General features: G+C 67.5%; 22 protein-coding genes and 1 tRNA gene. 9 read left to right on the top strand and 14 right to left on the bottom strand.

The annotated features are described in order from the left end of the window. The first annotated feature begins 17 nt into the window (after nucleotides 1-17). Nucleotides 18-332, top strand: coding sequence for a DUF1244 domain-containing protein (locus tag ATO3_RS12215; protein ID WP_088650142.1), 315 nt, complete (start codon nucleotides 18-20; stop codon nucleotides 330-332). A 159-nt stretch (nucleotides 333-491) separates the two neighbouring features. After that, entirely contained in the window at nucleotides 492-1,289 is a 798-nt protein-coding gene (locus ATO3_RS12210; RefSeq protein ID WP_088650141.1) for a DODA-type extradiol aromatic ring-opening family dioxygenase, read from the top strand. 196 nt (nucleotides 1,290-1,485) lie between these two features. Here the strand turns inward: ATO3_RS12210 and ATO3_RS12205 are convergent, their stop codons facing one another. The 3 genes from ATO3_RS12205 to dgcN all read right to left on the bottom strand — a co-directional run bounded on the left by ATO3_RS12205 (nucleotide 1,486) and on the right by dgcN (nucleotide 4,582). Continuing rightward, nucleotides 1,486-2,349: a D-amino-acid transaminase gene (locus tag ATO3_RS12205; RefSeq protein WP_088650140.1), complete on the bottom strand. Its 864-nt coding sequence runs from the start codon at nucleotides 2,347-2,349 to the stop codon at nucleotides 1,486-1,488. A 129-nt stretch (nucleotides 2,350-2,478) separates the two neighbouring features. Beyond that, entirely contained in the window at nucleotides 2,479-3,444 is a 966-nt protein-coding gene (gene dgcA / locus ATO3_RS12200; RefSeq protein ID WP_088650139.1) for an N-acetyl-D-Glu racemase DgcA, read from the bottom strand. 136 nt (nucleotides 3,445-3,580) lie between these two features. Beyond that, on the bottom strand, nucleotides 3,581-4,582 hold the full coding sequence (gene dgcN, locus ATO3_RS12195) for an N-acetyltransferase DgcN (RefSeq protein ID WP_088650138.1): 1,002 nt from the start codon (nucleotides 4,580-4,582) through the stop codon (nucleotides 3,581-3,583). A 346-nt stretch (nucleotides 4,583-4,928) separates the two neighbouring features. Here dgcN and ATO3_RS12190 point away from each other — a divergent pair, with 346 nt between their 5' ends. Continuing rightward, entirely contained in the window at nucleotides 4,929-5,888 is a 960-nt protein-coding gene (locus ATO3_RS12190; protein ID WP_088650137.1) for an L-malyl-CoA/beta-methylmalyl-CoA lyase, read from the top strand. Between the two features lie 226 nt (nucleotides 5,889-6,114). Here the strand turns inward: ATO3_RS12190 and ATO3_RS12185 are convergent, their stop codons facing one another. Further along, complete coding sequence (locus tag ATO3_RS12185; protein ID WP_088650136.1) at nucleotides 6,115-6,567, bottom strand: Lrp/AsnC family transcriptional regulator; 453 nt, start codon at nucleotides 6,565-6,567, stop codon at nucleotides 6,115-6,117. A gap of 73 nt (nucleotides 6,568-6,640) precedes the next feature. Between ATO3_RS12185 and ATO3_RS12180 the strand changes: the two genes are divergently transcribed. Both ATO3_RS12180 and ATO3_RS12175 read left to right on the top strand, forming a co-directional pair. Then, nucleotides 6,641-7,234 (top strand): LysE family translocator, encoded by a 594-nt coding sequence (locus ATO3_RS12180; protein WP_088650135.1) that lies wholly within the window; start codon nucleotides 6,641-6,643, stop codon nucleotides 7,232-7,234. Between the two features lie 326 nt (nucleotides 7,235-7,560). After that, a complete protein-coding gene (locus tag ATO3_RS12175; RefSeq protein WP_088650134.1) occupies nucleotides 7,561-8,523 on the top strand; it encodes an acetyl-CoA carboxylase carboxyltransferase subunit alpha in 963 nt (320 codons plus the stop codon). A gap of 42 nt (nucleotides 8,524-8,565) precedes the next feature. Here the strand turns inward: ATO3_RS12175 and ATO3_RS12170 are convergent, their stop codons facing one another. Then, nucleotides 8,566-9,216 (bottom strand): GntR family transcriptional regulator, encoded by a 651-nt coding sequence (locus ATO3_RS12170; protein ID WP_088650133.1) that lies wholly within the window; start codon nucleotides 9,214-9,216, stop codon nucleotides 8,566-8,568. A 31-nt stretch (nucleotides 9,217-9,247) separates the two neighbouring features. Further along, nucleotides 9,248-9,964, bottom strand: a complete 717-nt coding sequence (locus tag ATO3_RS12165; RefSeq protein ID WP_088650132.1) for a M48 family metallopeptidase — start codon at nucleotides 9,962-9,964, stop codon at nucleotides 9,248-9,250. Nucleotides 9,965-10,091: 127 nt separating this feature from the next. Here ATO3_RS12165 and ATO3_RS12160 point away from each other — a divergent pair, with 127 nt between their 5' ends. The 3 genes from ATO3_RS12160 (at nucleotide 10,092) to ATO3_RS29165 (ending at nucleotide 11,011) form a co-directional block, all read left to right on the top strand. Continuing rightward, complete coding sequence (locus tag ATO3_RS12160) at nucleotides 10,092-10,418, top strand: TIGR02300 family protein (protein ID WP_088650131.1); 327 nt, start codon at nucleotides 10,092-10,094, stop codon at nucleotides 10,416-10,418. 113 nt (nucleotides 10,419-10,531) lie between these two features. Further along, nucleotides 10,532-10,607: transfer RNA gene (locus tag ATO3_RS12155), tRNA-Ala, on the top strand. A 101-nt stretch (nucleotides 10,608-10,708) separates the two neighbouring features. Then, nucleotides 10,709-11,011, top strand: coding sequence for an AAA family ATPase (locus tag ATO3_RS29165; RefSeq protein WP_332888698.1), 303 nt, complete (start codon nucleotides 10,709-10,711; stop codon nucleotides 11,009-11,011). 227 nt (nucleotides 11,012-11,238) lie between these two features. Here the strand turns inward: ATO3_RS29165 and ATO3_RS29160 are convergent, their stop codons facing one another. The 7 genes from ATO3_RS29160 to ATO3_RS12120 form a co-directional block, all read right to left on the bottom strand. Beyond that, nucleotides 11,239-12,450 (bottom strand): hypothetical protein, encoded by a 1,212-nt coding sequence (locus tag ATO3_RS29160; RefSeq protein WP_233152120.1) that lies wholly within the window; start codon nucleotides 12,448-12,450, stop codon nucleotides 11,239-11,241. A gap of 310 nt (nucleotides 12,451-12,760) precedes the next feature. Continuing rightward, the gene (locus ATO3_RS12145) at nucleotides 12,761-13,717 is read right to left on the bottom strand and encodes an alpha/beta hydrolase family protein (RefSeq protein ID WP_088650130.1); all 957 of its coding nucleotides are present in this window, start codon (nucleotides 13,715-13,717) and stop codon (nucleotides 12,761-12,763) included. A 267-nt stretch (nucleotides 13,718-13,984) separates the two neighbouring features. Continuing rightward, the gene (locus ATO3_RS12140) at nucleotides 13,985-14,971 is read right to left on the bottom strand and encodes an HAD family hydrolase (RefSeq protein ID WP_088650129.1); all 987 of its coding nucleotides are present in this window, start codon (nucleotides 14,969-14,971) and stop codon (nucleotides 13,985-13,987) included. A gap of 114 nt (nucleotides 14,972-15,085) precedes the next feature. Next, entirely contained in the window at nucleotides 15,086-16,738 is a 1,653-nt protein-coding gene (locus ATO3_RS12135) for an arylsulfatase (protein WP_088650128.1), read from the bottom strand. Between the two features lie 383 nt (nucleotides 16,739-17,121). After that, nucleotides 17,122-17,508, bottom strand: coding sequence for a response regulator (locus tag ATO3_RS12130; protein WP_088650127.1), 387 nt, complete (start codon nucleotides 17,506-17,508; stop codon nucleotides 17,122-17,124). A gap of 43 nt (nucleotides 17,509-17,551) precedes the next feature. Continuing rightward, nucleotides 17,552-18,295, bottom strand: coding sequence for a response regulator transcription factor (locus tag ATO3_RS12125; protein WP_198963265.1), 744 nt, complete (start codon nucleotides 18,293-18,295; stop codon nucleotides 17,552-17,554). Beyond that, nucleotides 18,292-20,208, bottom strand: a complete 1,917-nt coding sequence (locus ATO3_RS12120) for a sensor histidine kinase (protein ID WP_143747266.1) — start codon at nucleotides 20,206-20,208, stop codon at nucleotides 18,292-18,294. Before ATO3_RS12120 ends, ATO3_RS12125 begins: the two co-directional genes overlap by 4 nt. Before the next feature lie 397 nt (nucleotides 20,209-20,605). On the opposite strand from ATO3_RS12120, the gene ATO3_RS12115 reads away from it, so the two are divergent. Further along, nucleotides 20,606-20,902, top strand: a complete 297-nt coding sequence (locus ATO3_RS12115) for a hypothetical protein (RefSeq protein WP_088650125.1) — start codon at nucleotides 20,606-20,608, stop codon at nucleotides 20,900-20,902. 141 nt (nucleotides 20,903-21,043) lie between these two features. Here the strand turns inward: ATO3_RS12115 and ATO3_RS12110 are convergent, their stop codons facing one another. After that, nucleotides 21,044-22,243 (bottom strand): aminotransferase-like domain-containing protein, encoded by a 1,200-nt coding sequence (locus tag ATO3_RS12110; RefSeq protein WP_088650124.1) that lies wholly within the window; start codon nucleotides 22,241-22,243, stop codon nucleotides 21,044-21,046. Nucleotides 22,244-22,314 lie beyond the last annotated feature (71 nt).

Raw genomic sequence — 22,314 nt, 5'->3', positions numbered from 1 at the left:
CCCAAGGGAGACAGCACATGGACCACCAGACCGAGATCGAACTTCAGGCCGCCGCCTTCCGCCGCCTGCAAAAGCACCTGATGGAAGAGCGTCTCGACGTGCAGAACATCGACATGATGAACCTGGCCGGGTTCTGCCGCAACTGCCTGAGCCGCTGGTACAAGGAGGCCGCGCTGGAGAAGGGGATCGAGATGGACGATGCCCAGGCGCGCGAGACCTTCTACGGGATGCCCTATTCCGAGTGGAAGGCGAAGCACCAGACCGAGGCCAGCGCCGATCAGAAGGCGGCCTTCGGCAAGGCCTTTGCCGAGAACGTCACCGACAAGGGCTGAGGCCCCACCGGCCCGGGCGACGCGGATATGCCGTGGCCCGGGCCGCGCTCCGGGCTTCGGGTGAGCCACTGCACAGACCCTGTTCGATTTCGGCTCTTACTCGCGGGATCGCACAGTCCTACCTTCTGACCAGGCACGGAACAGGAGAGGTTCGGCAAGATGAGTGAACGGCTGCCCACCTATTTCATCTCCCACGGCGGCGGCCCCTGGCCCTGGATCGAGGGGATGGCCCGCGAGCTGAAGCCACTGGGCGATGCGCTGGCCCGGATGCCCAACGAGATCGGCACGCGGCCCAGGGCGGTCCTGATGATTTCGGGCCACTGGGAAGAGGATGCCTATACGGTGCAGACCGCGCCGCATCCGCCGATGCTTTACGACTATTACAACTTCCCGCCCCACACCTACGAAATCGCCTATCCCGCCCCGGGCGACCCGGCGCTGGCCGAGCGCGTGGCCGAACTCGTGTCCGCCGCGGGCCTGCCTGTCGCGCGCGATGCGGACCGGGGCTATGACCACGGCACCTTCGTGCCGATGGCGGTGATGTACCCCAAGGCGGACATGCCGCTGATCCAGCTGTCGATGCGGCGCCATTACGATCCGGCAGAGCATTTCAGGCTGGGCCAGGCGCTGGCGCCGCTGCGCGACGAGGGCGTGCTGATCGTGGGGTCGGGCCTGTCCTACCACAACCTGCGCAACTTCGGACCCGGGGCCAAGGCGCCGTCAGAGGCCTTCGACGCCTGGCTGTCCGAGGTTCTGACCCATGCGCCCGACACAAGGACCGCGGAAGTCCTGGACTGGGAACAGGCGCCCTCTGCACGGGTCTGCCACGCGGAAGAGGATCACCTCGTGCCGCTCTTCACCGCGCTTGGTGCCGCCGAGAACGATCCGGCGGAGCGGGTCTATCACCAGGTCGACATCTTCGGCGGGGTCACCGCGTCAAGCTGGAAGTTCGGCTGAGCTGAACCGGCCGAAGACCTGGCCGAACGCCCGCCCGCCCACCCCGTCCGGCCAGGTCTTCGGCCGCGCGGGGTGCAGGGTCTCGGGTGTAGGGTGGGGTTATACCCCACCGGCCGCAGGGCGCGTTAAAACGAAAGGCGGCACGCGCCCCGGGTCGGGCACGTGCTGCCTTTATTGATACCTGTTTGGACCGGCCTCAGACGGCGGTCTTGAGGCTTTCGTCCAGGTAGATCTCGCGCAGGCGCCTGGCCACGGGGCCCGGCGTGCCGGCACCAAGGGCCGCGCCGTCGATCTCGACCACCGGCATAACGAAGGAGGAGGCGGAGGTGATGAAGGCCTCATCCGCCGCCTTGGCTTCCTCGATCGAGAAATTGCGCTCCTCGACCTCCATCTGCGCCTCTTCGGCAAAGCGCAGCACCGCGGCGCGGGTGATCCCGTGCAGGATCTCGGTCGACAGCGCGCGGGTGATGATCTTGCCGCCCTTCACGATATAGGCGTTGTTCGACGTCCCCTCGGTCACGAAGCCGTCCTCGACCATCCAGGCGTCATCGACGCCGGCCTTCTTCGCCATCATCTTGCCCATGGAGGGATACAGCAGCTGCACCGTCTTGATGTCGCGGCGGCCCCAGCGGATGTCCTCGATCGAGATCACCTTGATGCCGGCCTCGGCCTGCGGGCTTTGGGCCAGCCCGGGCTTGTTCTGGGTAAAGAGCACGATGGTCGAGGGGGTCGTCGCCGGATCGGGGAAGGCGAAATCGCGATCACCGGCGGAGCCGCGGGTGATCTGCAGGTAGACGAGACCGTCGGTGATCCCGTTCCTGGCGACCAGCTGGCGGTGGATCTCGAGCAGGTCGTCCATCGTGACCGGCGCGGCCATGTCCAGCTCGCCCAGCGAGCGTTCCAGGCGCTTTGCGTGGCCGTCGAAATCGATCAGCTTGCCGCCCAGGACGCTTGTCACCTCATAGACGCCATCGGCCATCAGGAAGCCGCGGTCGAAGATCGACACCTTTGCTTCGGTTTCCGGCAGGTAATCTCCGTTCACATAGACGGTGCGGGTCATGGGCGTGTCTCCGAATGTTGCGCGCTGGTCGTGGTCGATCGGGGGCGGCGCGTCAAGATAAGCGTTGGGATCGGGTGGCGGATGCCGTGTTGGAGTATTTTTACCAAGAAGAAGACAGGGCGTCGGCGCTCAGCCCCAAAGCTCCGGGGCAGGGGGGTGCACGCCCTTTTCGTCGAAGATCAGCGGCGTGGCGCGGTCTCGGGCCAGCAGCAGCGGGCCGTCCAGGTCGGTGATCAGAGCGCCCTGCGCCACCATGACCGCCGGGGCCATCGCCAGGGACGAGCCGACCATGCAGCCCACCATGATGTCATAGCCCTCGGCCAGGGCGGCCTCGCGCAGGGCCAGCGCCTCGGTCAACCCGCCGGTCTTGTCGAGCTTGATGTTCACCACGTCGTACTTGCCCTTGAGCTTGGGCAGCGAGGCGCGGTCGTGGCAGCTTTCGTCCGCGCAGACGGGCACCGGGCGGTCCATGCCGATCAGGGCGTCGTCCTCTCCGGCGGGCAGGGGCTGTTCCACCAGCGCCACGCCGAGGCGGACCAGATGCGGGGCGAGGTCGGCATAGACCTCGGCCGACCAGCCCTCGTTGGCGTCGATGATGATCTTCGCATCCGGCGCCCCGGCGCGGACCGCTTCCAGCCGCGGCATGTCGTCGGGCGTGCCCAGCTTGATCTTCAGCAGCGGGCGATGGGCGTTCTTCGCCGCCTGCGCGCGCATCTCCTCGGGGGCGGCCAGCGACAGCGTATAGGCGGTGATCTCCGGCCCCGGCACGGGCAGGCCGGCGAGATCCCAGGCGCGTTTGCCCGCGCGCTTGCATTCCAGGTCCCAGAGCGCGCAATCCACCGCGTTGCGCGCCGCGCCGGCGGGCAGCAGATCGGCCAGCTTTTCGCGGTCGATGTCCCCGGGCAGGCCGAGGATCTGGGCCTCGACGCTCTCCAGCGTCTCGTCATAGCGGGCGTAGGGCACGCATTCGCCCATGCCCCGCATGTCGCCGTCCGTCACCGTCACGGTCAGCACCTTCGTCTCGGTGCGCGAGCCCCGGCTGATCGTGAACACCTGCGCCAGCGGGAAGACATCCCGCACAACCTCGATCCGCATCTTGCGCTTCCTTTCCCGGGCCGAACCCGTTCCGTCCCGGGCGTGTGTGGCGGCCCGGGACGGTCATTCCTGATGCTGTCGCACATACCCCGGCCGGGCCCGGCGCGAACCGGGCGGCCAGGGTGCCGGCCCCTGCTTACAGGGCCTTCAGCGCCTCGACCAGACGGTCGGCGCCCTGGCGGAACGGATCCACCGTCGGCAGGCCCATACGCTCCTCGACCTCGGCCATGTAGGTCATCGCCTCGTCCTCGGACATGTGCTGGGTGTTGATCGAGATACCGACCACCTGGCACGACGGGTTCGCCACCTGCGCCAGCGCCAGCGCCGTGTCGCGCACCGCTTCCAGCGTGGGCATGCCGTAATCGGGCAGCCCGCGCATGTGGGTCCGGGTGGGTTCATGGCTGAGGATCAGCGCATCGGGCTGGCCGCCATGGATCAGCGCCATGGTCACGCCCGAATAGGACACGTGAAAGATCGAACCCTGGCCCTCGATGATGTCCCAGTGGTCATCCTCGTTGTCGGGCGTCAGCCATTCGACCGAGCCGGCCATGAAATCGGCGATCACCGCGTCCAGCGGCACGCCTTCGCCGGTGATCAGGATGCCGGTCTGGCCCGTGGCGCGAAAGCTGCTCTTCATGCCGGCTTCGCGCATGCTGTGGTCGATGGCCAGCGCGGTGTACATCTTGCCGACCGAGCAATCGGTGCCCACGGCCAGCAGCCGCTTGCCCGAGCGTTTCTTGCCGTTGGCGATCGGGTAGACCACCGTCGGCACACGGACGTCATGCAGGGTGCGGCCGGTGGCTTCGGCCACGGCCACCAGGTCGGGTTCGTTGCGCAGCAGGTTGTGCAGGCCCGAGGCCAGGTCGAATCCCTCTTCCAGTGCCTGGATCAGCACCTTCTTCCAGGCCTGGCTGATCATGCCGCCGCGGTTGGCGACGCCGATGACCAGCGTCTTGGCACCGGCCGCCTTGGCCTCGGCCAGGGTCATGTCGGTCAGGCCCACGTCCGCCTTGCAGCCCTCCATCCGGAACTGGCCGACGGCATTCTCCGGGCGCCAGTCGCGGATGCCCTGGGCGACCTTCGCGGCAAGCTGGTCGGGCGCATCGCCAAGGAACAAGAGGTAGGGGGTGTGGATCATGATAGGCTCCAATTCGTTTGACGCGCATTATCCCGCGCCGTTCCGTGGATGTCCTGTCGAACCGCGCCGTCAAGGGGGGCGGGATGCGAAGAATGTGCGCGGAATGGGCGGGTTTGTCGAAGAATCGTGCGTTCCCGAGTCGTCCCGCCGCAAGGCCGCGCCCGGTCCCGTCCCCGGGCAAACGCTCTTGGAAACGCCCTTGTCGTCCAATGGCTCAGGCCGGGCGACACCCTTCGGTCACGTCACCGGCTTTCTGCATCTGCATAATGACTCTTGCATGCGGCCGCGCAATTTAATAGCAGATTTTCCCAAGTCCTGCGCAACAATCTGACCCAAAGGCTATCACATGAGCTTTCGCATCCAGCCCGCCGCCCCGGCCCGGCCCAACCGCTGCCAGCTGTTCGGCCCCGGATCGCGCCCGGCGATCTTCGAAAAGATGGCCAGCAGCGCGGCCGACGTGATCAACCTCGATCTCGAAGACGCCGTGGCCCCCACCGACAAGGAGGCCGCCCGCGCCAACATCATCGAGGCGGTCTCGGACATCGACTGGGGCAAGAAGACGCTTTCGGTCCGCATCAATGGGCTGGACACGCCCTACTGGTACCGCGACGTGGTCGACCTGCTGGAACAGGCCGGCGACCGGCTGGATCAGATCATGATCCCCAAGGTCGGCTGCGCCGCCGACATCTACGCCGTCGACGCGCTGGTCACCGCGATCGAGGCCGCGAAGGGCCGGACCAAGAAGATCGACTTCGAGGTCATCATCGAATCGGCCGCCGGCATCGCCCATGTCGAGGAGATCGCCGCCGCCTCTCCGCGCCTGAAGGCCATGAGCCTCGGCGCCGCCGATTTCGCGGCGTCGATGGGCATGCAGACCACCGGCATCGGCGGCACGCAGGAAGATTACTACATGATCCGCGAGGGCCGGAAATACTGGTCCGACCCCTGGCACTGGGCCCATGTCGCCATCGTCGCCGCCTGCCGCACCCATGGCGTGCTGCCGGTCGACGGCCCCTTCGGCGATTTCTCCGACGATGACGGCTTCCGCGCCCAGGCCCGCCGCTCGGCCACGCTTGGCATGGTCGGCAAATGGGCGATCCACCCCAAGCAGATCGCGCTCGCCAACGAGGTCTTCACCCCCTCCGACGCCGCCGTCACCGAGGCGCGCGAGATCCTCGCAGCCATGGAAGAGGCAAAGGCCAAGGGCGAAGGCGCCACGGTCTACAAGGGCCGCCTGGTCGACATCGCCTCGATCAAGCAGGCCGAGGTCATCGTCCGCCAGTCGGAAATGATCGCCGGCGCGTAAGGCGCCCTTCCAGGTCCCGGGCCGCCACCTCGCGCCCCGGGCCAGCCCCCCGACCGGCACCATTCCGCGCCACGCCCCTGTCTTCTTCTTGGCCCAAATACCTCCGGGGGAGGCGCCGCAGGCGACGGGGGCAGCGCCCCCAAACCCCCCTCGCGACCCCGCGCCCGACCTTTGTACAAAACGGACAAACCCCACCCCGGCCGATGTACAAAACGGACAAAACCCCTCAGGCGCGCAGGTCCTTGGGCGAGCCCATCACCACGTAGGACGTCAGCGCATTCACATGCGGCAGCGTGCCCAGCACGTCGGTATGAAAGGTCTTGTAGCTCGGCAGGTCGGCGCATTCGATCCGCAGCAGGTACTCGATCGTGCCGGTGATGTTGTGGCATTCCACCACCTCGGGGGACCGCGACACCGCCCGTTCAAAGCTCTCCTGCGCCTGCTTGGTATGGCTCGACAGCCCCACGCCGATATAGGCGACGAATCCCACCCCCATGGCCGCCGGGTTCAGCACCGCGCGATAGCCCGCGATCACGCCGGATTGCTCCAGCTCCCGCACCCGCCGCAGGCAGGCCGAGGGCGAAAGCCCGACCCTTTCGGCCAGCTCCAGGTTGCTGATCCGCCCGTCCTGCGCCAGGACATGCAATATCCGGCGGTTTATCTCGTCTGTCTTCGCCATTTGTTGCGAATAATGCCTTGGCCCGCGTCGCTTTGCAATTTCATGGCGCCGCATACGCGCAATCCTTGCGTCCATGACACATGACCTTCTCGCCGCACTCGTGCTTTTCGTCTTCGTGGCCACCGTCACCCCGGGGCCGAACAACCTGATGGTGATGGCCTCGGGCGCCAATTTCGGCTTCCGCCGCACCGTGCCGCACATGCTGGGCATCGGCATCGGCTTCTCGCTGATGGTGCTGCTGGTGGGCGTCGGGCTGGCGCAGGTCTTCAACGCTTTTCCGCCTTTGTATCAAGTGCTTAAGGCCGCCAGCATCGCCTACCTGCTCTACCTCGCCTGGAAGATCGCCCATGCCGCCCCGGTCAAACAGGGCGCCGCCGAGGGCCGCCCGATGACCTTCCTGCAGGCCGCGGCCTTCCAATGGGTCAACCCCAAGGCCTGGACCATGGCGATCACCGCCACCACCGCCTATGCGCCCAGCCAGACGCTCGCGGCCATGGGCCTCATCGCGCTCACCTTCGGTCTCGTCTGCTTCCCGGTGGTCAGCACCTGGACGCTCGCCGGCCAGCAGCTCGCCCGCCTGCTCACCAGCCCCTCGCGCCTGACGATCTTCAACTGGACGATGGCCACCCTTCTGGTTGCCTCGCTGATCCCCGTGATCCTGCCCTGACCGGGCAATCCCTTGACCGCCCAGGGAAAAAGCGCCACCCGCTCCTTCATCTTTGCAAAAATACCTCCCGCCGGAGGCTCCCGTACTCACATCCGGCGCAAGGCCCTGGCCCGGTGCGCCCGCGTCGCGTCCAGCATGTCTCGGCCTATGTCCATGTCCCGGAGCGACCAAAACATGCGACCGATAACCAACCCCGCCGTCCCGTCTGGCCAGCAATGTCCCCTCGGTCTGTGGGTCCCGCGACGGCCCTTGCAGGCGTCGCTCAGTTGCACTCTTTCGCGAGCTTCTCCATATACGCCCCCAACACCGCATCTGAGGGGCGCTTGATGACCCAATACCTGGACTTCGAGAAACCGCTTGCCGAAATCGAGGGCAAGGCCGAGGAACTGCGCGCGTTGGCGCGGACAAACGAAGGCGCGGATGTCTCCTCCGAGGCCGAGGCGCTGGACGCCAAGGCGGCCGCGATGCTGACCGATCTCTACAAGGATCTCAGCCCCTGGCGGAAATGCCAGGTCGCCCGCCACCCCGAGCGGCCCCATTGCAAGGATTACATCGAGGCGCTGTTCACCGAATACACGCCGCTGGCCGGCGACCGCAACTTCGCCGACGACCTGTCGGTGATGGGCGGTCTGGCGCGGCTGGACGACCGGCCGGTGATGGTGATCGGCCACGAAAAGGGCTCCGACACCAAGTCCCGGATCGAGCGCAATTTCGGCATGGCCCGCCCCGAGGGCTACCGCAAGGCGATCCGCCTGATGCAGATGGCCGACAAGTTCGGCCTGCCGGTGGTGACGCTGGTGGACACGCCCGGCGCCTACCCGGGCAAGGGCGCCGAAGAGCGCGGCCAGTCCGAGGCGATCGCGCGCTCGACCGAGGCCTGCCTGCGCCTTGGCGTGCCGCTGGTCAGCGTGATCATCGGCGAAGGCGGCTCGGGCGGCGCGGTGGCCTTCGCCACGGCCAGCCGCGTGGCGATGCTGCAGCATTCGGTCTACTCGGTGATCTCGCCCGAGGGCTGTGCCTCGATCCTGTGGAAGGATGCCGAGAAGATGCGCGAGGCCGCCGAGGCGCTGCGCCTGACCGCGCAGGACCTGATGAAGCTGGGCGTGATCGACCGCGTGATCGAAGAGCCCAACGGCGGCGCCCATCGCGCGGCGAAGGTGACCATCGCCTCGGTCGGCCGGGCCATCGGCGCCATGCTGGACGAATTGTCGGGCATGGACCGGGCGCAGATCCTGCAGGACCGCCGGACCAAGTTCCTCAAGATGGGTGAACGCGGGCTGGCGGCGTAAGCCCCTGGTTCCGAACCGGAACCAGGGGCGCGCGGCGGGGCTTCAGCTGGCCAGAAGCCGCAGCCCCTGCGTCACGTCCGAGCGCACGGCCAGCCGCAGCCCCGGCTCGTCCCCGGCCTTCAGCGCGGCGACGATCAGCTTGTGATAGCGCGGCGGCTCGGTCCGCCTGAGCTTGCCGTAAAGCGCGTGCATCGTCGGGCCCAGCTGCAGCCACACGGTTTCCGCCATGGCCAGCATCGCCGGCGCCTGGGCGCGCAGGTAAAGCGTGCGGTGGAATTCCAGATTCGTCCGGATGTAGCCCACCGCGTCCCGCTGGGCGATGCGCTCGGCGATCCCGGCATCGATGGTCTGCAGCCGTTCGATCAGCGCGATATGGGCGCGGGGCAGCGCGCGCGAGGCAAGCTCGACCTCGATCAGCGCGCGCAGCGCGGCCAGCTCCTCGATTCGCTCGTTCGACAGCTCGGGGGTCGAAACCCGGCCCGAAGAGGACAAAAACAGCGCACCCTCGGCCACCAGGCGGCGCACCGCCTCGCGCGCGGGCGTCATCGAGACATCGAATTCCTTGCCGATTCCGCGCAGCGTCAGCGCCTGTCCGGGCGCGATCTCGCCATGCATGATCCGGGTGCGCAGGCCCCGGTAGACCCGGTCGTGGGCGACGGGCAGGGCATCGGAGGATCTGGCGGCGGCTGTCATGCGATACTTGTGATCACAAATCCCGGCAGGGTCAATCTCCGGCGTCGGCAGCCGCTTCGGTTTCCAGGTCGAACCGGTAGCGGTGCAGTCCCGCGCCCTCGGCCCGAAGCCAGGCGCGCGCCGCCTCGTGCGGGCCGTAAAGCCGGTTCACCACAGACCAGAACGCCGGGGAATGGTTCATCTCGGCCAGATGCGCGACCTCGTGCGCCGCGACGTAATCCAGGACCTCGGGCGGGGCCATGACCAGCCGCCAGGAATACATCAGCGCCCCGGCCGACGAACACGATCCCCAGCGCGAGCGCGTGTCGCGCAGTGTCAGGCGGGTGTAGCGGCGGCCCAGGGCGGCGGCGTGCCGGTCCGAGGCCTCGGCCAGGCGGTCGCGCGCCACGGCCTTCAGCCAGGCCTGTGCGCGGGCTCCGGGGCGGCTGGCGGGCAGGACCAGCGCGTCGGGCTCCAGCCGCACGCGCCGCGTGCCCTCGCAGACCACCTGGCGCAGGCGGCCCTCGACCGGCAGCGCGGCGCCCGGGCCCACGATCACGTCGCCCGCGCGGCTGGCCAGATGCCCGCGCACCCAGTCGGATTTCGACACGGCGAATTCCAGCGCCTCGGCCTCGCTGACGCCGCGTGGCACGGTCAGCGTCACCCGCCCGTCCAGCTGCGACACCCGCAGCGAGATTCGCCGCGCCCGGGCCGAGCGGCGCAGGAGCAACGGCACCGGAGGCGTTCCGGGCAGCACGTGGTCGACCATTCGGCAGGGCTCCGTACCTGTTTGGGCGCGCGTTGGAGATGCCAAAGCCTTTGACAGCTTCGGTCCGCTGTGGCAGTTGGCCAGAATCTCCGAAACGACTCATACCTCTTTGACTAAGGATAGTGACATGCCCAAGGAAGAATGGGGCGTCAAACGCGTTTGCCCGACCACCGGTAAGCGGTTCTACGACATGAACCGGAACCCGATCGTCAGCCCGTACACGGGCGAGGTCGTGGAGCTCGACACCGGCAAGAGCCGGATGATCGCAGCCGACGCCGAGGACGCCGCGACGCTGAAGGCAAAACAGAACACGTCGAACGACGACGTGGAACTGGATGATGACGACGATACGGTCGACGTGGACCTGGGCGATGATGTCCTGGACGACGACGATTCCGAGGACAACGTGTCCCTCGACGACCTCGCCGACGTCGCGTCTGACGACGACGACTGAGGGACGGACCGGCAAAAGAACCGGGGTGCGGGCCGGGCTGAAATTTCTTCGCATCGGGTCGGATTTTTCGCTTGATCCCACCCGATGGAGGGCATATCAGCACTGCACCTTAAGGGGCCTTAGCTCAGCTGGGAGAGCGCTACAATGGCATTGTAGAGGTCAGGAGTTCGATCCTCCTAGGCTCCACCAAATACCCAGTGAAAAGCACCGGATAACTTTGGCTTTGCAGTCAGAGGCTTACTTTTCCCGCACGAACCGGTGCTGTTTTTCTTTCGAAATCCCGTAGTGTTGTGACCCGCGTCACCGGCGCGGTCGTCACTCTGCAATCCCCCCTCTGTCAGACCCGAGGATGGCCCATCAGCGACCATGTCCCCGTCGTGACGGGTGCCCTGGGAGCGGGCAAGACCGGCCTGGCCACCGCATTCGCCGGCTGCGGCATGCACACCGTGCCCGAATCGGCTCGCGCGATCATCCGGCAGGAGATGCCGAGCGGCGGAGACGCGCTGCGCCGAGCGGATCGCATGGCCTCGAACGGACGCCGGGGCAGGACCTGCGCGCCCATGGCGCCGCACAAGCCCTCTCGGGTCCCGTGAACTCGACCATTCCCGACCTCCTGCTGTCTGACGCTCTGGCCCATGCCGGAGGTTCGGCAGCCTCGCGTCAGTCTCTGTACGGCAGTGGAGGTAAAACCGCTTGGCAGGTGATCCCGAAGGCGCGGCACCGCCTTCGCCACCAACAGGAACCGCGCCACCGGATTCGCCCGGCAGCGCGGTCCATTGATCTGCAAAAAGGACTGGGATCGGTCCCCGTGGACCCCCGATCAGTTCGTCGGCACGTAGATCACGTCATCGTTGTCCAGCACGATGACCCTGTCGCCGCCCAGGAAGATGACCTCGTCGTCCCTGTCGAACCGGTATCCGTCGTAGTAATCGTAGTTTGCACCGACCGTCGCCACACCCAGCGCATCGGCCACCGTGCCTGCGTCCGGATTGGACGCCCGGACCGCGCTCAGCAGGTCGTTCTCGTCCTCTGCCGGAAGCGATCCCTTGTAGGCCGAGAGGACGGAGGATTCCGCGCCCCGTACCGACAGGGCTGCTGCAAGAAGATCCTCCTCGCTCGGGGAGCCGATCGCGATGACCTCGCGCGCGTCCAGCACCTCTGACCGGGTGGGGCGCTCCATGCCCGCGATCAGGGCCTCGGCTGCAGAGGTGTCGGGATAGTCGAGGACCTCCTGCGCCGCCAGGCGCTGCTCCCGCGTTGCGCTGGGGTCCGCGAGGACCGCCTGCGCCGCGTCTATCTGCGCCGCGGTCGGGCTGTTCCCGACGAGGTTGAAGGCCCGGGCCAGATCGATCGTGCTCTGCGCCGCCTGGTAACTGTCGTAGGCATCGGCCGTCGATGCCAGGTTGTAATCCGCGACCGCAAGCGCCGCGGCGAGGCTGACCGGTCCGGAACCGGAGAGATAACTGCCGTTGGCGATATGCGCCTGCTTGGCGCGCGGGCTGGAGTTGAGGGCGCCGGTCAGCTTGCCGGCATTGCGCGGGAGCGTGACATCGGGGTCGATCGCAACCGAAGGAGCAACCGGGCGGACCGAAGTCTCAGGTGCCATACGCGACACCTGCTTGACCGTCCCCTGGCGGCCGTGGCCATTGCCCGGCGTGCCGGCCGTGGCACGCGACCTGTCAGAGCCTTTGGGCGCGAAAAGCCCGGCCACGCCGTTGGCTTTCAGGTTGCGGCCGAGGCTGCGGAGCTCGTCGCCGACACTGGCGCTGCCATGGCCCGAGTTGCCGCGCGACTGGCCCTTTCCGCTGTTGCCCCTGCCGGCGCCGTTTCCGTTCCCGTGTTCACCGCCATGGCCGTTTCCTCGGCCATTGCCGCCGCCATTGCCGCCGTTGCCATTGCCGCCGCCGTTGCCGCCTCCATTCCCGTTGTTGTCGGCAAAGGCGGCTTGGGACATCGTGATCGTTGCCAGCGGTGCAACAGCTAGGGTGGACAGGGCAAAGGCGGACACCGAGACTCTCAGAAACTTCAGCATGACGTATTCCTTGTCTTTCTGACGTGGGTAGGCACTGCCGCTGCATCGCCATGTGAATGCCGCGCACCGGTGCGACCGTACGGGACGCGAACGGTGCGCAAGGCCATTTCCTGATTTCCAGAACTATCAGCAGGCACGGCGCGTTCCACGGTTCCGTGGGGGTGGGCCCGCGGGGCGCGGTTCTCCGCCGGGAAAGCACGTCCGATGACAGTCTTCCGCCGATCTCCACCGGAACGACCGATGGCGCGCGGAAATCGGCGCGTGGCGTCGAACGGCCAAGGCGTGTCTTCTCGGGACCTGGAGTGGTGGTTCACTCGACGCGTTCGGTGAGGAAGGACGCGATGACCTCGGTCAGGCGCTGGTGAACCGCTTCGCGCGATGCAGCGGACGTGCCGCAGATCGCTCCGGCGCCGTCTTCCTCGAGGATGGCGGGCCCGGCCTCGGTGCAGGCGGCGAAGCCATCGTAGATGCTGGCCTCGGGCAGGGTGACGGACCTGGCGGCGGCGGCCGACGCGGCCAGCGCCTCGGGGCCAAGCGCAATCAGCAGGGCGGGGGCGGTCATCGGGGCAAGGTCCAGGCTGGCCATGTATTCCGGGCCAAGGGCCACGGCGGCCGTCACGCGCGGATCGGGTGACAGGCGGGCGAGACCTTCGGGGCTGGTGTCGGTCAGTGAAACGCCCTGGGCGGCGAGCCAGCCGCAATCGGGAGCCTGGCCGCCGGAGCAGCTGTCCATGTAGCCCTGCGCGTCCATCCCGGCCCCGGCGAGCGACAGCGCCGCCGTGCCGCCCAGGGCGAAGCCGATCACGGCGATCCGGTCGGCGTCGATCCGTCCGCGCCAGGTGTCATTGCCCAGGACGATGTCGATGGCCCGGCGGATGTCCTGCGGTCGCTGCCAGATCTCATCAAGGGCGGCCGCGGCGCTCTCCGGGCGGGGGGCGTTGACTTCGGCGACCACGAACCCGGCCTGCGCGAGCGCGGCGCTCAGCCACGCGCCGGAATTGGCCGCCGAGCGCAGACCGCCGTGGGAGACCACCACAAGCGACAGCTGGCTTTCGGGCAGGACGGCACCGGTGGCGGCGGGGACGCCCTGGAAGACCGCATTGCCGCCGATGCTCCCCGATGGCTCCTCCGCCGACGGATACCACAGCGACAGCGCGAGGGGGCGGTCCGCATTGGTGGCGTCCGAGAGCGGGGCGAGGCCGGGCGCCGGGTCGGCCAGGCAGGGAAGGGCGGTCAGAGCCAGGACGAGGGCGAGCGGGAATTTCATGTCAGGGCTCCGTGCCAATGCGAAACTTGCCGTTTCCTAACATGTTCCTGTGGGGAAAACAGGGCCGGGCCCTTCAGGGCCGTGGGCGACCGGACTGCCCGCCGGCCGGGGCGGATTGCGTGGATCCCGGGCTTGGGGCGCGGCCTGTCTTCGGCTCAAAGGTCAAAACCAGCAGGGGCCCTCCGGTCCTGATCCGGAGCGCCCCTGTCCGTGGAGACATCATGCCTGTGGCCCTGCGGTGAACCCCGAGGGCCCCGGCGCCGGGTCTCACTGTGTGCCGGGGAACACCACCTTCCAGTCCTTGGCCATGTCGAACAGCGTCCAGCCATAGGTCGAGGCGGCACTCAGCCCCTCGTCCAGCTGTCCGACGTTGCTGTCCTTGTCGTACGCCCATTCGCGCGTGCCGTCCGTGTGATGCACGAAGGCGCAGAAACGGGGGCCGTCGGTGATGCAGGTGTATTGCAGCATCTGCAGGTCGCCGTCGGAATTGCCGAAGGCGGCGATGGGCTGCTTGCCGATATGCATCTGGATCCCCACGGGCTTGCCTGGGCCGTCGTCGATGAAGTCGACGTCCGGCTCCTTCAGCAGCTCGGGTTTGCCGTCGACGATATCGAACTTGAGCTTGCCCGAACTGCCCACGATCTGCGGGTTGGGGATGCCATAGGCCTGTTCGGTGAAGGCGCGCATGAAGTCGATGCCGCCGCCGGAGACGACGAAGGTCTGGAAGCCGTTGGCGCGCAAATAGGCCAGAAGCTCCAGCATCGGCTGGTAGACCATGTCGAGGACGGGCCGGCCGGTTTCGGGGTTCTTCGCCGTGGTGATCCAGTCCAGCACGGTGGAGTTGAATTCCTCGGTCGTCATGCCCGAATGGGTCGCCCCGATGACCTCGGCGATGGCCTTGTGGCCGCCGGCGAACGCCTTGTCGATGTCACCCTTCAGGATCGAGGCAAACGGCTCGGTGGTGGTCCAGTCGGGATGCTGCGGCGCCAGCGCCTTGACCCGGTCGATGGCGAAGTAAAGCTGCACGTAGGCCGGCTTCTCGGCCCAGAGCGTGCCGTCGTTGTCGAAGACCGCGACGCGGTCGGCCACCGCGACGAAGTCGTCGCCGCCTTCGGTCGTCACGCCGTCGACGAAGGCGATGATCGCGGCCTTGCTGTCGCCGTCGTTCCAGGACGGCAGCGGGTCGGTCTGGGACAATGCCGGAAGGGCGAAGGCCACGGCGGCTGCAGTGATCAGGGGGCGCATCAAACGCATGAATTCCTCCAGTCTGTCCGGCGTCAGGGCCCGAGGCCGGTCACTTGAAACGAAAAGATCAGGCCCGTTTCCGGACCCGACCATATCACAGAACCTCGGCAAGAGCCGTATGCATCAGTTTCCTGTCGGCATGCCGATGCTGACGCCGTCCTTGGCGAGCTGGTCGCGCACCCATTCGAACCGCTGATAGTTCGAGATGGTGATCGGCCCGGTGTAGGTCTCGCTCTGCAGCTTGCGCGGCGGGTACGTCACGTAGCTTTTCATCAGCTTGGCCACGACCTGGTTGGCGGCAACGGTGGTCCAGGTCGCTTCGGTGAAGGTCGTCATGAAGATGTCATAGCGTTCCTGCGGGTCGGACAGCAGGTTGAACACCTGCGGCACGGTCGCGACGTATTCGCTGGCGCCTTTCCAGCCGAGGTTGGTGTCGACCGCCAGACCGCCCGTGGAGGCACCGTCGCCGCCGCGCAGGTTGAACACGAACTTGAACTGGCCGACGCGCACGGCACCCGGGCTCAGCTCGTCCTCGGTGAAGTAGAACCATTCGTTGCGCGGGCTGTCGCCCGAGCCGGTCCAGACCGGGGTCATGTCGTAGCTGTCGAAGATGATCGGCTGGCCTTCGCGGTCCTCGGTCGGCAGGTCCTGACCGGCCAGCGACGCGAAGGAGGCCATCAGGTCGAGACCGCCGGTGATGTCGTTGTTGACGACATTGGCCGGCACCTGGCCCGGCCAGCGCACGATTGCGGGAACCAGGTTGCCGCCTTCACGCACGGTGCCCTTGGTGCCCCGGAACGGGGTGTAGCCGCTGTCGGGATAGACGTCCTGCCAGGCGCCGTTGTCCACGGTGTAGAAGACCAGCGTGTTGTCGGCGAGGCCCAGTTCATCGAGCTTTGCCAGCACGTTGCCGATGCGGGTGTCGAGCTCGATGACCGAATCCGCATAAGGAAGCTTGGTCGTCGATTTGCCCTCGAAATCCGGGTGCGGCAGGTTCGGCTGGTGGTTCTTCATGAAGTTGACGTTGATGAAGAACGGCTCGCTGGTGTCCTTCGCGGCGTCCTCCAGGAATTCCATCGTCGCCTCTTCGACGTATTTGTCGAGGAACGGAATGCCGACGACGCCCTTGTCGGGAGTGTCGACATATTCACCGCTGACCTTGAAGACCTCCTTCGCGTCCTCGCCGGCGTTGCCGGACAGCGCGCCGCGGGTCACCTTCTGGAACATCTCGCGCTGTTCCTTGGACATGGCCTTGTGCCACTCGGGGTCGGTGTAGGTGTAGGCGTTGAGGTGATAGAGGAAGGCGTATTTCATCACGTCGTAGCCTTGGGCATTCGGCAGCGCGTAATCGCTCTCGCCCAGGTGCCATTTGCCGGTGAAATAGGTCTTGTAGCCAGCTTCCTTCAGCACCGACCCCAGCGTCCATTCCGCCTTCGGCAGGCCGCCGCCCTGGCCCTGGAAGGCCACGGTGGTCATGCCCGAACGGTTGGGAATGCGTCCGGTCTGGATCGCGGCGCGGCCCGGGGTGCAGGAGGGCTGACCGTAGAAGTTGGTGAAGGTCATGCCTTCGTCGGCGAGCTTGTCGAAGTTCGGCGTCGGCATGCCGCGCGCCTCGCCGCCCAGATAAGGGCCCAGGTCGCCCCAGCCGGTATCGTCCGAGACGATCAGAAGGATGTTGGGCTTGGTGGTGGGCTGGCTGTCCTGTGCCATGACGGTCTGGGCCGCCAGGCCGCTTGCCGCCACGGCCAGGGTCAGGGCCAGTATCTTGTGTCGCATGTTGCTCTCCTTGTCGCAGTCATTCTTCGGTCTGGGCCAATGCGCCGGGGTGGGCGAGGCAGGCTGTGTCCGGGTCCTGGGGGCGGATCCGGCTGCCGTCAGTGGCGGCGGACCTCGGGGACCCGTTCACGCCTTGCCTCGCTTGTTGCCTCGGTACGGGCCGTGGTCCGGTCGGGGGCTCTTGCCCGCCTCCCGCTTCGGTGCCGAGGTCGGGCCGTGGCTTCCTCCGGCGGTAACGTCCCCGGAGGACGGTGCGATTGATAGTTGGACCTTGTAAGTACCCCTGGGTCAGCCGGGGGCGGCGGCAGCGGGTCGTCCGCCGCGGTCCGGCCGTGGTTCAGGGATGGCACGGGACCGGACGCGGCGTGCCCGCCAATCCGGCGTCACACCGACTTGAGGCTGTGCTCATGTCCCGCCCGCAAGAAGGGGACCAGGTCATCCTGTCCGATCGGCTTGTTCAGAAACCCGTGCGCCCCGGCATCGAGGCAGCTCTGCCGCATTCCCGGCTGTTCGCGCCCCGTGATCACCAGAACCGTCGCCCCCGGATGCCGCCGCAACGCCTGCCCCAACAGCTCCAGACCGCTCAGCCCGGCCAGGTTGAAATCCAGCAGGACCAGGTCCGGCACCTCCGGCCCGCCGGGGGTGAGGAAGGCCTCGCCCGACGCGAAGACGACCGTGCCGCAGTTCATGGAGCCGAGCAGGCGTGCCAGCGCCCTGCGGCTTTGCGCATGGTCATCCACGATCGCGACAAGGCAGGCGAAATCCGTCATGATCCGAGTCCTATGGCGCGGCGAACCGGCCGAACAGTTGGACCTATGCCTTACCCCCGGCGGATCCCCGCCGGCGCATTTCCCGGTCGTCTGACGGCTCCGCGCCGCCGTCCGCGGAGGCCCGTGGAGCCTGTTCGGGCTCCTGATGACGCAGCACCAGCCCCACCAGCTCCGCCAGGGTGCGCACCTCGAGCTTGTGCATGACCCGCTGCCGGTGCACCTTCACCGTCTTCTCCGAGATCCCGAGGTCCCCGGCGATCTGCTTGTTCAGCCGGCCCGTGACGATGCGTTCCATCACCTCGGCCTCGCGCGGGGTCAGGCGCGACAGCAGGCTATCTCGCAGCGCCCGCGCATCGACGGCGGCCCGGCGCTGGCGGTCGAGCGCCAGCGCGCGGTCCACTGCCGCGAACAGTTCTGCCGCCTGCACCGGTTTTTCCAGGAAATCCACCGCGCCCAGCTTCATGGCCTCGACGCAGGAGGCCACGTCGCCATGGCCGGTGAGGAAGATCACCGGCAGGTCCACGCCGCGGGTCTCAAGCATGCGCTGCAGCTCCAGCCCGCCGGTTTCGGGCATCTGCAGGTCGAAGACCGCGCAGCCGGGGCCGTCATTCCCCTCCAGAGCGGCCACGAAAGCCGCCGCGCCGCTGTGCGGTTCTACGGCGTAGCCCTCGGCGCGCAGCACACGGCTGAGCGCGGTGCGCACCGCGCCGTCATCGTCCACGATGTGGATCACCGGATCCGGTGCGCCGGGGGGCGTTTCGGGGGACATCTCGGCGGACGTGCTCATGCGCGCGGCAACGCGAAGATCGCCCGCGTCCCTCCGCCCTCGGCCGGTTCCAGCGTCAGCCGGCCGCCATGGGCTTCGGCGATGGTGCGGCAGATCGGCAGGCCCAGCCCCATGCCGGAGGACTTCGTCGTGGCGAAGGGGCGGAACGGATCGACACCGGCGTCCAGCCCCGGCCCGAAATCGCGCAGCACCAGGCCCACCATCCCGTCGTCCCGCGCCCCGGTCGACAGGATCACGCGCGCCCGGCCCTCCCTGAACTCACTCATGGCTTCCGCCGCATTTATCAACAAGTTGAGCACCACCTGCTGAAGCTGCCCCCTGTTGCCGTTGATCGCAATGGGGTCGCGGGACAATTGCAGGTCGACTCGCAGGTCGCGCCGGGCGATCTCGGTCGCGGCCAGCGCCAGGGTCGCGCGGATCACCGTGTTCAGCTCCAGCGGCTCGAAGATGCTGTCGCCCTTCGACATCAGCCGCCGCAGGTCCGTGATGATGGCGGCGGCGCGCCTGTCCTCGGCGGCGATGTCGCCGAAGATCTCGCTGATCTCGTCCAGGTCCGGCGCCGCGCGCGCGATCAGGCGCGATCCGGCCTCTGCATTGGCCAGGATAGAGGTGAGCGGCTGGTTCAGTTCATGCGCCAGCGCGCCGGACAATTCGCCCAGCTGCGCCACCCGCGCCAGGTGCGCCATCTCCAGCCGCTGGCGCGTCATCTCCGCCTCGGTCTCGCGCCGGCGACGGTTCTGGATCACCAGCGCGGCGATGGTGCCCGATTGCGCCAGGATGATCGCGGTGGCCAGCAGGATCTGCGGCGCGAATTCCTCCCACAGCGTGGGGGTGTAATAGCGGATCTCGGTACCCGGCGGGACGCGTTCAGGGTCGATATCGAAGCGCTCCAGCTGGCGCCAGTCCACCACCCGGCGCGAGGGGGCCACGGCGTGCGCCGGGACGCTCTGGCCGTCCAGAAGCCGCAGCGCGGTCTCGCCCATGGCCATGCCGAGGTCCTCGAAGGTGTCGACCTCGCCGCCGGTGATGCCGCCGCCGATGAAGGTTTCGTAGACGCCGTAGGTCGGCACGCTGGCCGCCTCGGCAATCACGCCGGCGGCATGGAGCGGCGCGTAATCGGTCCCGTCGGCGTCCTTGAAGATCGTCAGCACCAGCAGGATCGTGTCCGGGGGCAGCGCCGCGGCCCGGTCCACGAAGCCGTCGAGCGTGAGGTCCGTGACCAGTTCGTACTCGATCCCGTCGAGATCCGAGAGCTGGTCGTTGGAATAGCTCTTCCACAGCTCGTCCTGCGGCCCGTTGCCGGCAAAGACCACCAGCCGCCGCGCGTCGGGCTGCAGCGCGCGGGCCAGCTCGACCGTGCCGCGGGCGTCGTATTCGTTGGTGAAGCCGTGAAAGCCCGGGGGCAGATCCAGATCCCCGAGGTGCCGCGCACTGAAGCCGCCGTAGATCACCGGCACGTCCGGGCCCAGCATGTCGTGCTGCTCCAGCGCGACCTGCAGACCGTTCCGGCCCAGGGCCAGGATCGCGTCCAGGTGGAAGTCGCTATAGCGGTCCTCGAGCCGTTGGCGAAAGCGCGCATCCTCCAGCGGGCCGGGAAAACGCTGGATGTCGCGGTACTCGGCATAGACCTCGTAGGAGGATCCCAGCGCGGCACGGAGCCGCTCTTCCAGCCCGCGCGTCGTCTCGAGGTTGGCGGGCAGGGTGCTCTGGTTGGCATAGAGGAAGAGAAAGCGCCGGCGCTCCGGCGGGTCGGCCTGCGCCCGGGCGCCGGGCACGTCGGCCAGCAGCGCCAGCAGCAGCGCGGCCAGCAGGGCCGGCGCCAGATGCCGGGAGAGACGCAGGAAAAAATGCGCGACGGAATACTGGGCACGATGCTGGGCAAGGGGCCGGAAAGCGGGGCGGAACCGGAACATGGCACCTTTCAACCGTAACGGTGGAGGCCACGGTCCCCGGGGCGCCATGGCCCCGGTGTTCAGTCACCGCAACGTCCGTCCGGCCGACTTAAGCAGGTCGGCCGGGCGGGGTTCAAGTCCGGTCTGCCGGGAAAAGCGCGGCACGTGTCACGGCGCCTGGCGTCTTTTGAAATTTCCGGTTTTCGCACGGTTTAGTGCCCCCATTGCGGTCGGCGAGGCGGGGGGTCTTGCGATAGACGCCGTTTCTCATGGAGTTCAGGAGATTTATTCAGGTTTTGGGCTCCCCCGGCCAGAATGGCTTACGGTTGCACGAGACCGTGACATCGCAGCCCATAGCGCGGTCGTGACGGCTTGTGGTAGAATCATGCCACCGGTCCTGCACGTGGAGGAGAAAGCGATGCAGTCAGAACTGGCCACACGGCGTCGCGCGCTGCGCGTCACCTACTTGCGATACATCGAGGCCGATCGCGCCTGGCGCGAGGCGCTGGAGGAGATGCGTGCCTGGTTCCCGGCGACACTCCGGCCCAACCGCGACGCGATGGGCAATCCCGGCTCCCGCATCCGGCGACTATACGAGGAACGGGCCCGGGCGCTGGTGCTGCTGGAAGCGGCGCATGCAAAGCTGGATACGGCCCGCGCCCGTCTGGACCAGCGGCGGCCCGACGCCACGATCCGGGTGACGGTCCTGGCCTGAGGGCCGCGATCAGATCTACAGGGACAGACCCGGCCTGCGAGGGGCGGGATCTTTGCGCATCGGGCACAACGCCCGCGGACTGTCCCGCAAAAGGGCGGGCGCGCAGTTGCGACGGACGACATTCCGACTGACGACCCCGGTTCAGAGGGAGGCAAGCTCCGCACGCGTCGCCTCGGCCAGGCGGCGCACGCCCTCGGCCAGTTTCTCGGGCGGGTTGAGGGTGAAGTTCAGCCGCGTCGCCCGGTGGTCCTTGCCTTCGGGATCGAAGACCGAGCTGGGCGAGATGCAGACCCCGTGGTCCAGCCCGCGCGTCATCAGCGCATCGGTATTCAGGCGCGGATCCTTTGCCACGGCCCAGACGAACATGCCGCCCTTCGGCACGTCCCAATCATAAAGATCGCCCAGATGCTCGGCCATCGCGGCGCAGAGCGCGTCGCGGCGCGCGCGGTACAGATCGATGATCTGCGGCAGCACCTGTTCGGGCAGCCCGTCCTCCAGCGCGGATTGCGCCATGCGCTGGCAGATGCCCGAGGTGAACATGTCCGACCCCTGCTTGGCCGTGGTCAGCGCCACGATCATCTCGGGCGCGGCGATGACCCAGCCGATGCGCATGCCCGGCGCCAGTTCCTTCGACAGCGTGCCAAGGTAGATCACCGGCCCGTCGTAGGGACCGTCGCCCTGGCCCTTCGCCGACAGATCCAGCAGGCGCGGCAGCGGATCGCCGTCGTAGTAGAGCGCGCCATAGGGATCGTCCTCGACCAGCCAGCAGCCGGTGTCATGGGCGGCTGCGACCAGCTCCTGCCGCTGATCCGCCTCGACCAGGCGGCCGGAGGGGTTGGAAAAGTTCGGCACCGTGTAGGCGAATTTCGCGCCCGCCATGCAGCCGGCGATATCCACGTCGTTGGTGTCCAGCCGCATCGGCCGGTAGGCCGGGCCGCGCGGCATCCAGGCGTCGAGCGCGCCAAGGTAGGCCGGCGATTGCGCGGCGATGGCATCGCCCTGGTCCAGCAGCACCTTGCCCACCAGGTCCAGCGCCTGCATGCCGCCGGTCGTCACCATGACGTTCTCGCGGCCCAGCTTCAGATCGCCCCGCGAAAAGCGCGCGGCGATGACGTCGCGCAGGCCCGGCAGGCCGTCGATCGGCGAATAGGCCAGGCTGTCGCCGGGGTGGTCGGCCACGGCCGATTGCGCATAACCGGCCAGCGCGTCCACCGGCCAGACCGACGGATCGGGCAGCCCGCCCGCCAGGTTGATCAGCCCCGGGATCCGCCCGGCGGCCAGAAAGGTCTGCGTGACGTCGTTGGTCTGGCTCAGCCAGCGGGCAAGGGCGGGGCGGGACATGGCGGCTCCTGTGATCCGGGCGGCAGCTTAGGGCAGCAATCTGAACGCAGGCTTTAAACCGCACCGCCGGT

The sequence above is a fragment of the Marinibacterium profundimaris genome (assembly GCF_002210095.1).
Classification (GTDB): Bacteria; Pseudomonadota; Alphaproteobacteria; order Rhodobacterales; family Rhodobacteraceae; genus Marinibacterium; species Marinibacterium profundimaris.
The sequence above is the reverse complement of the archived record's forward strand: the minus strand, read 5'-3'. Positions and strand labels throughout refer to the sequence as shown.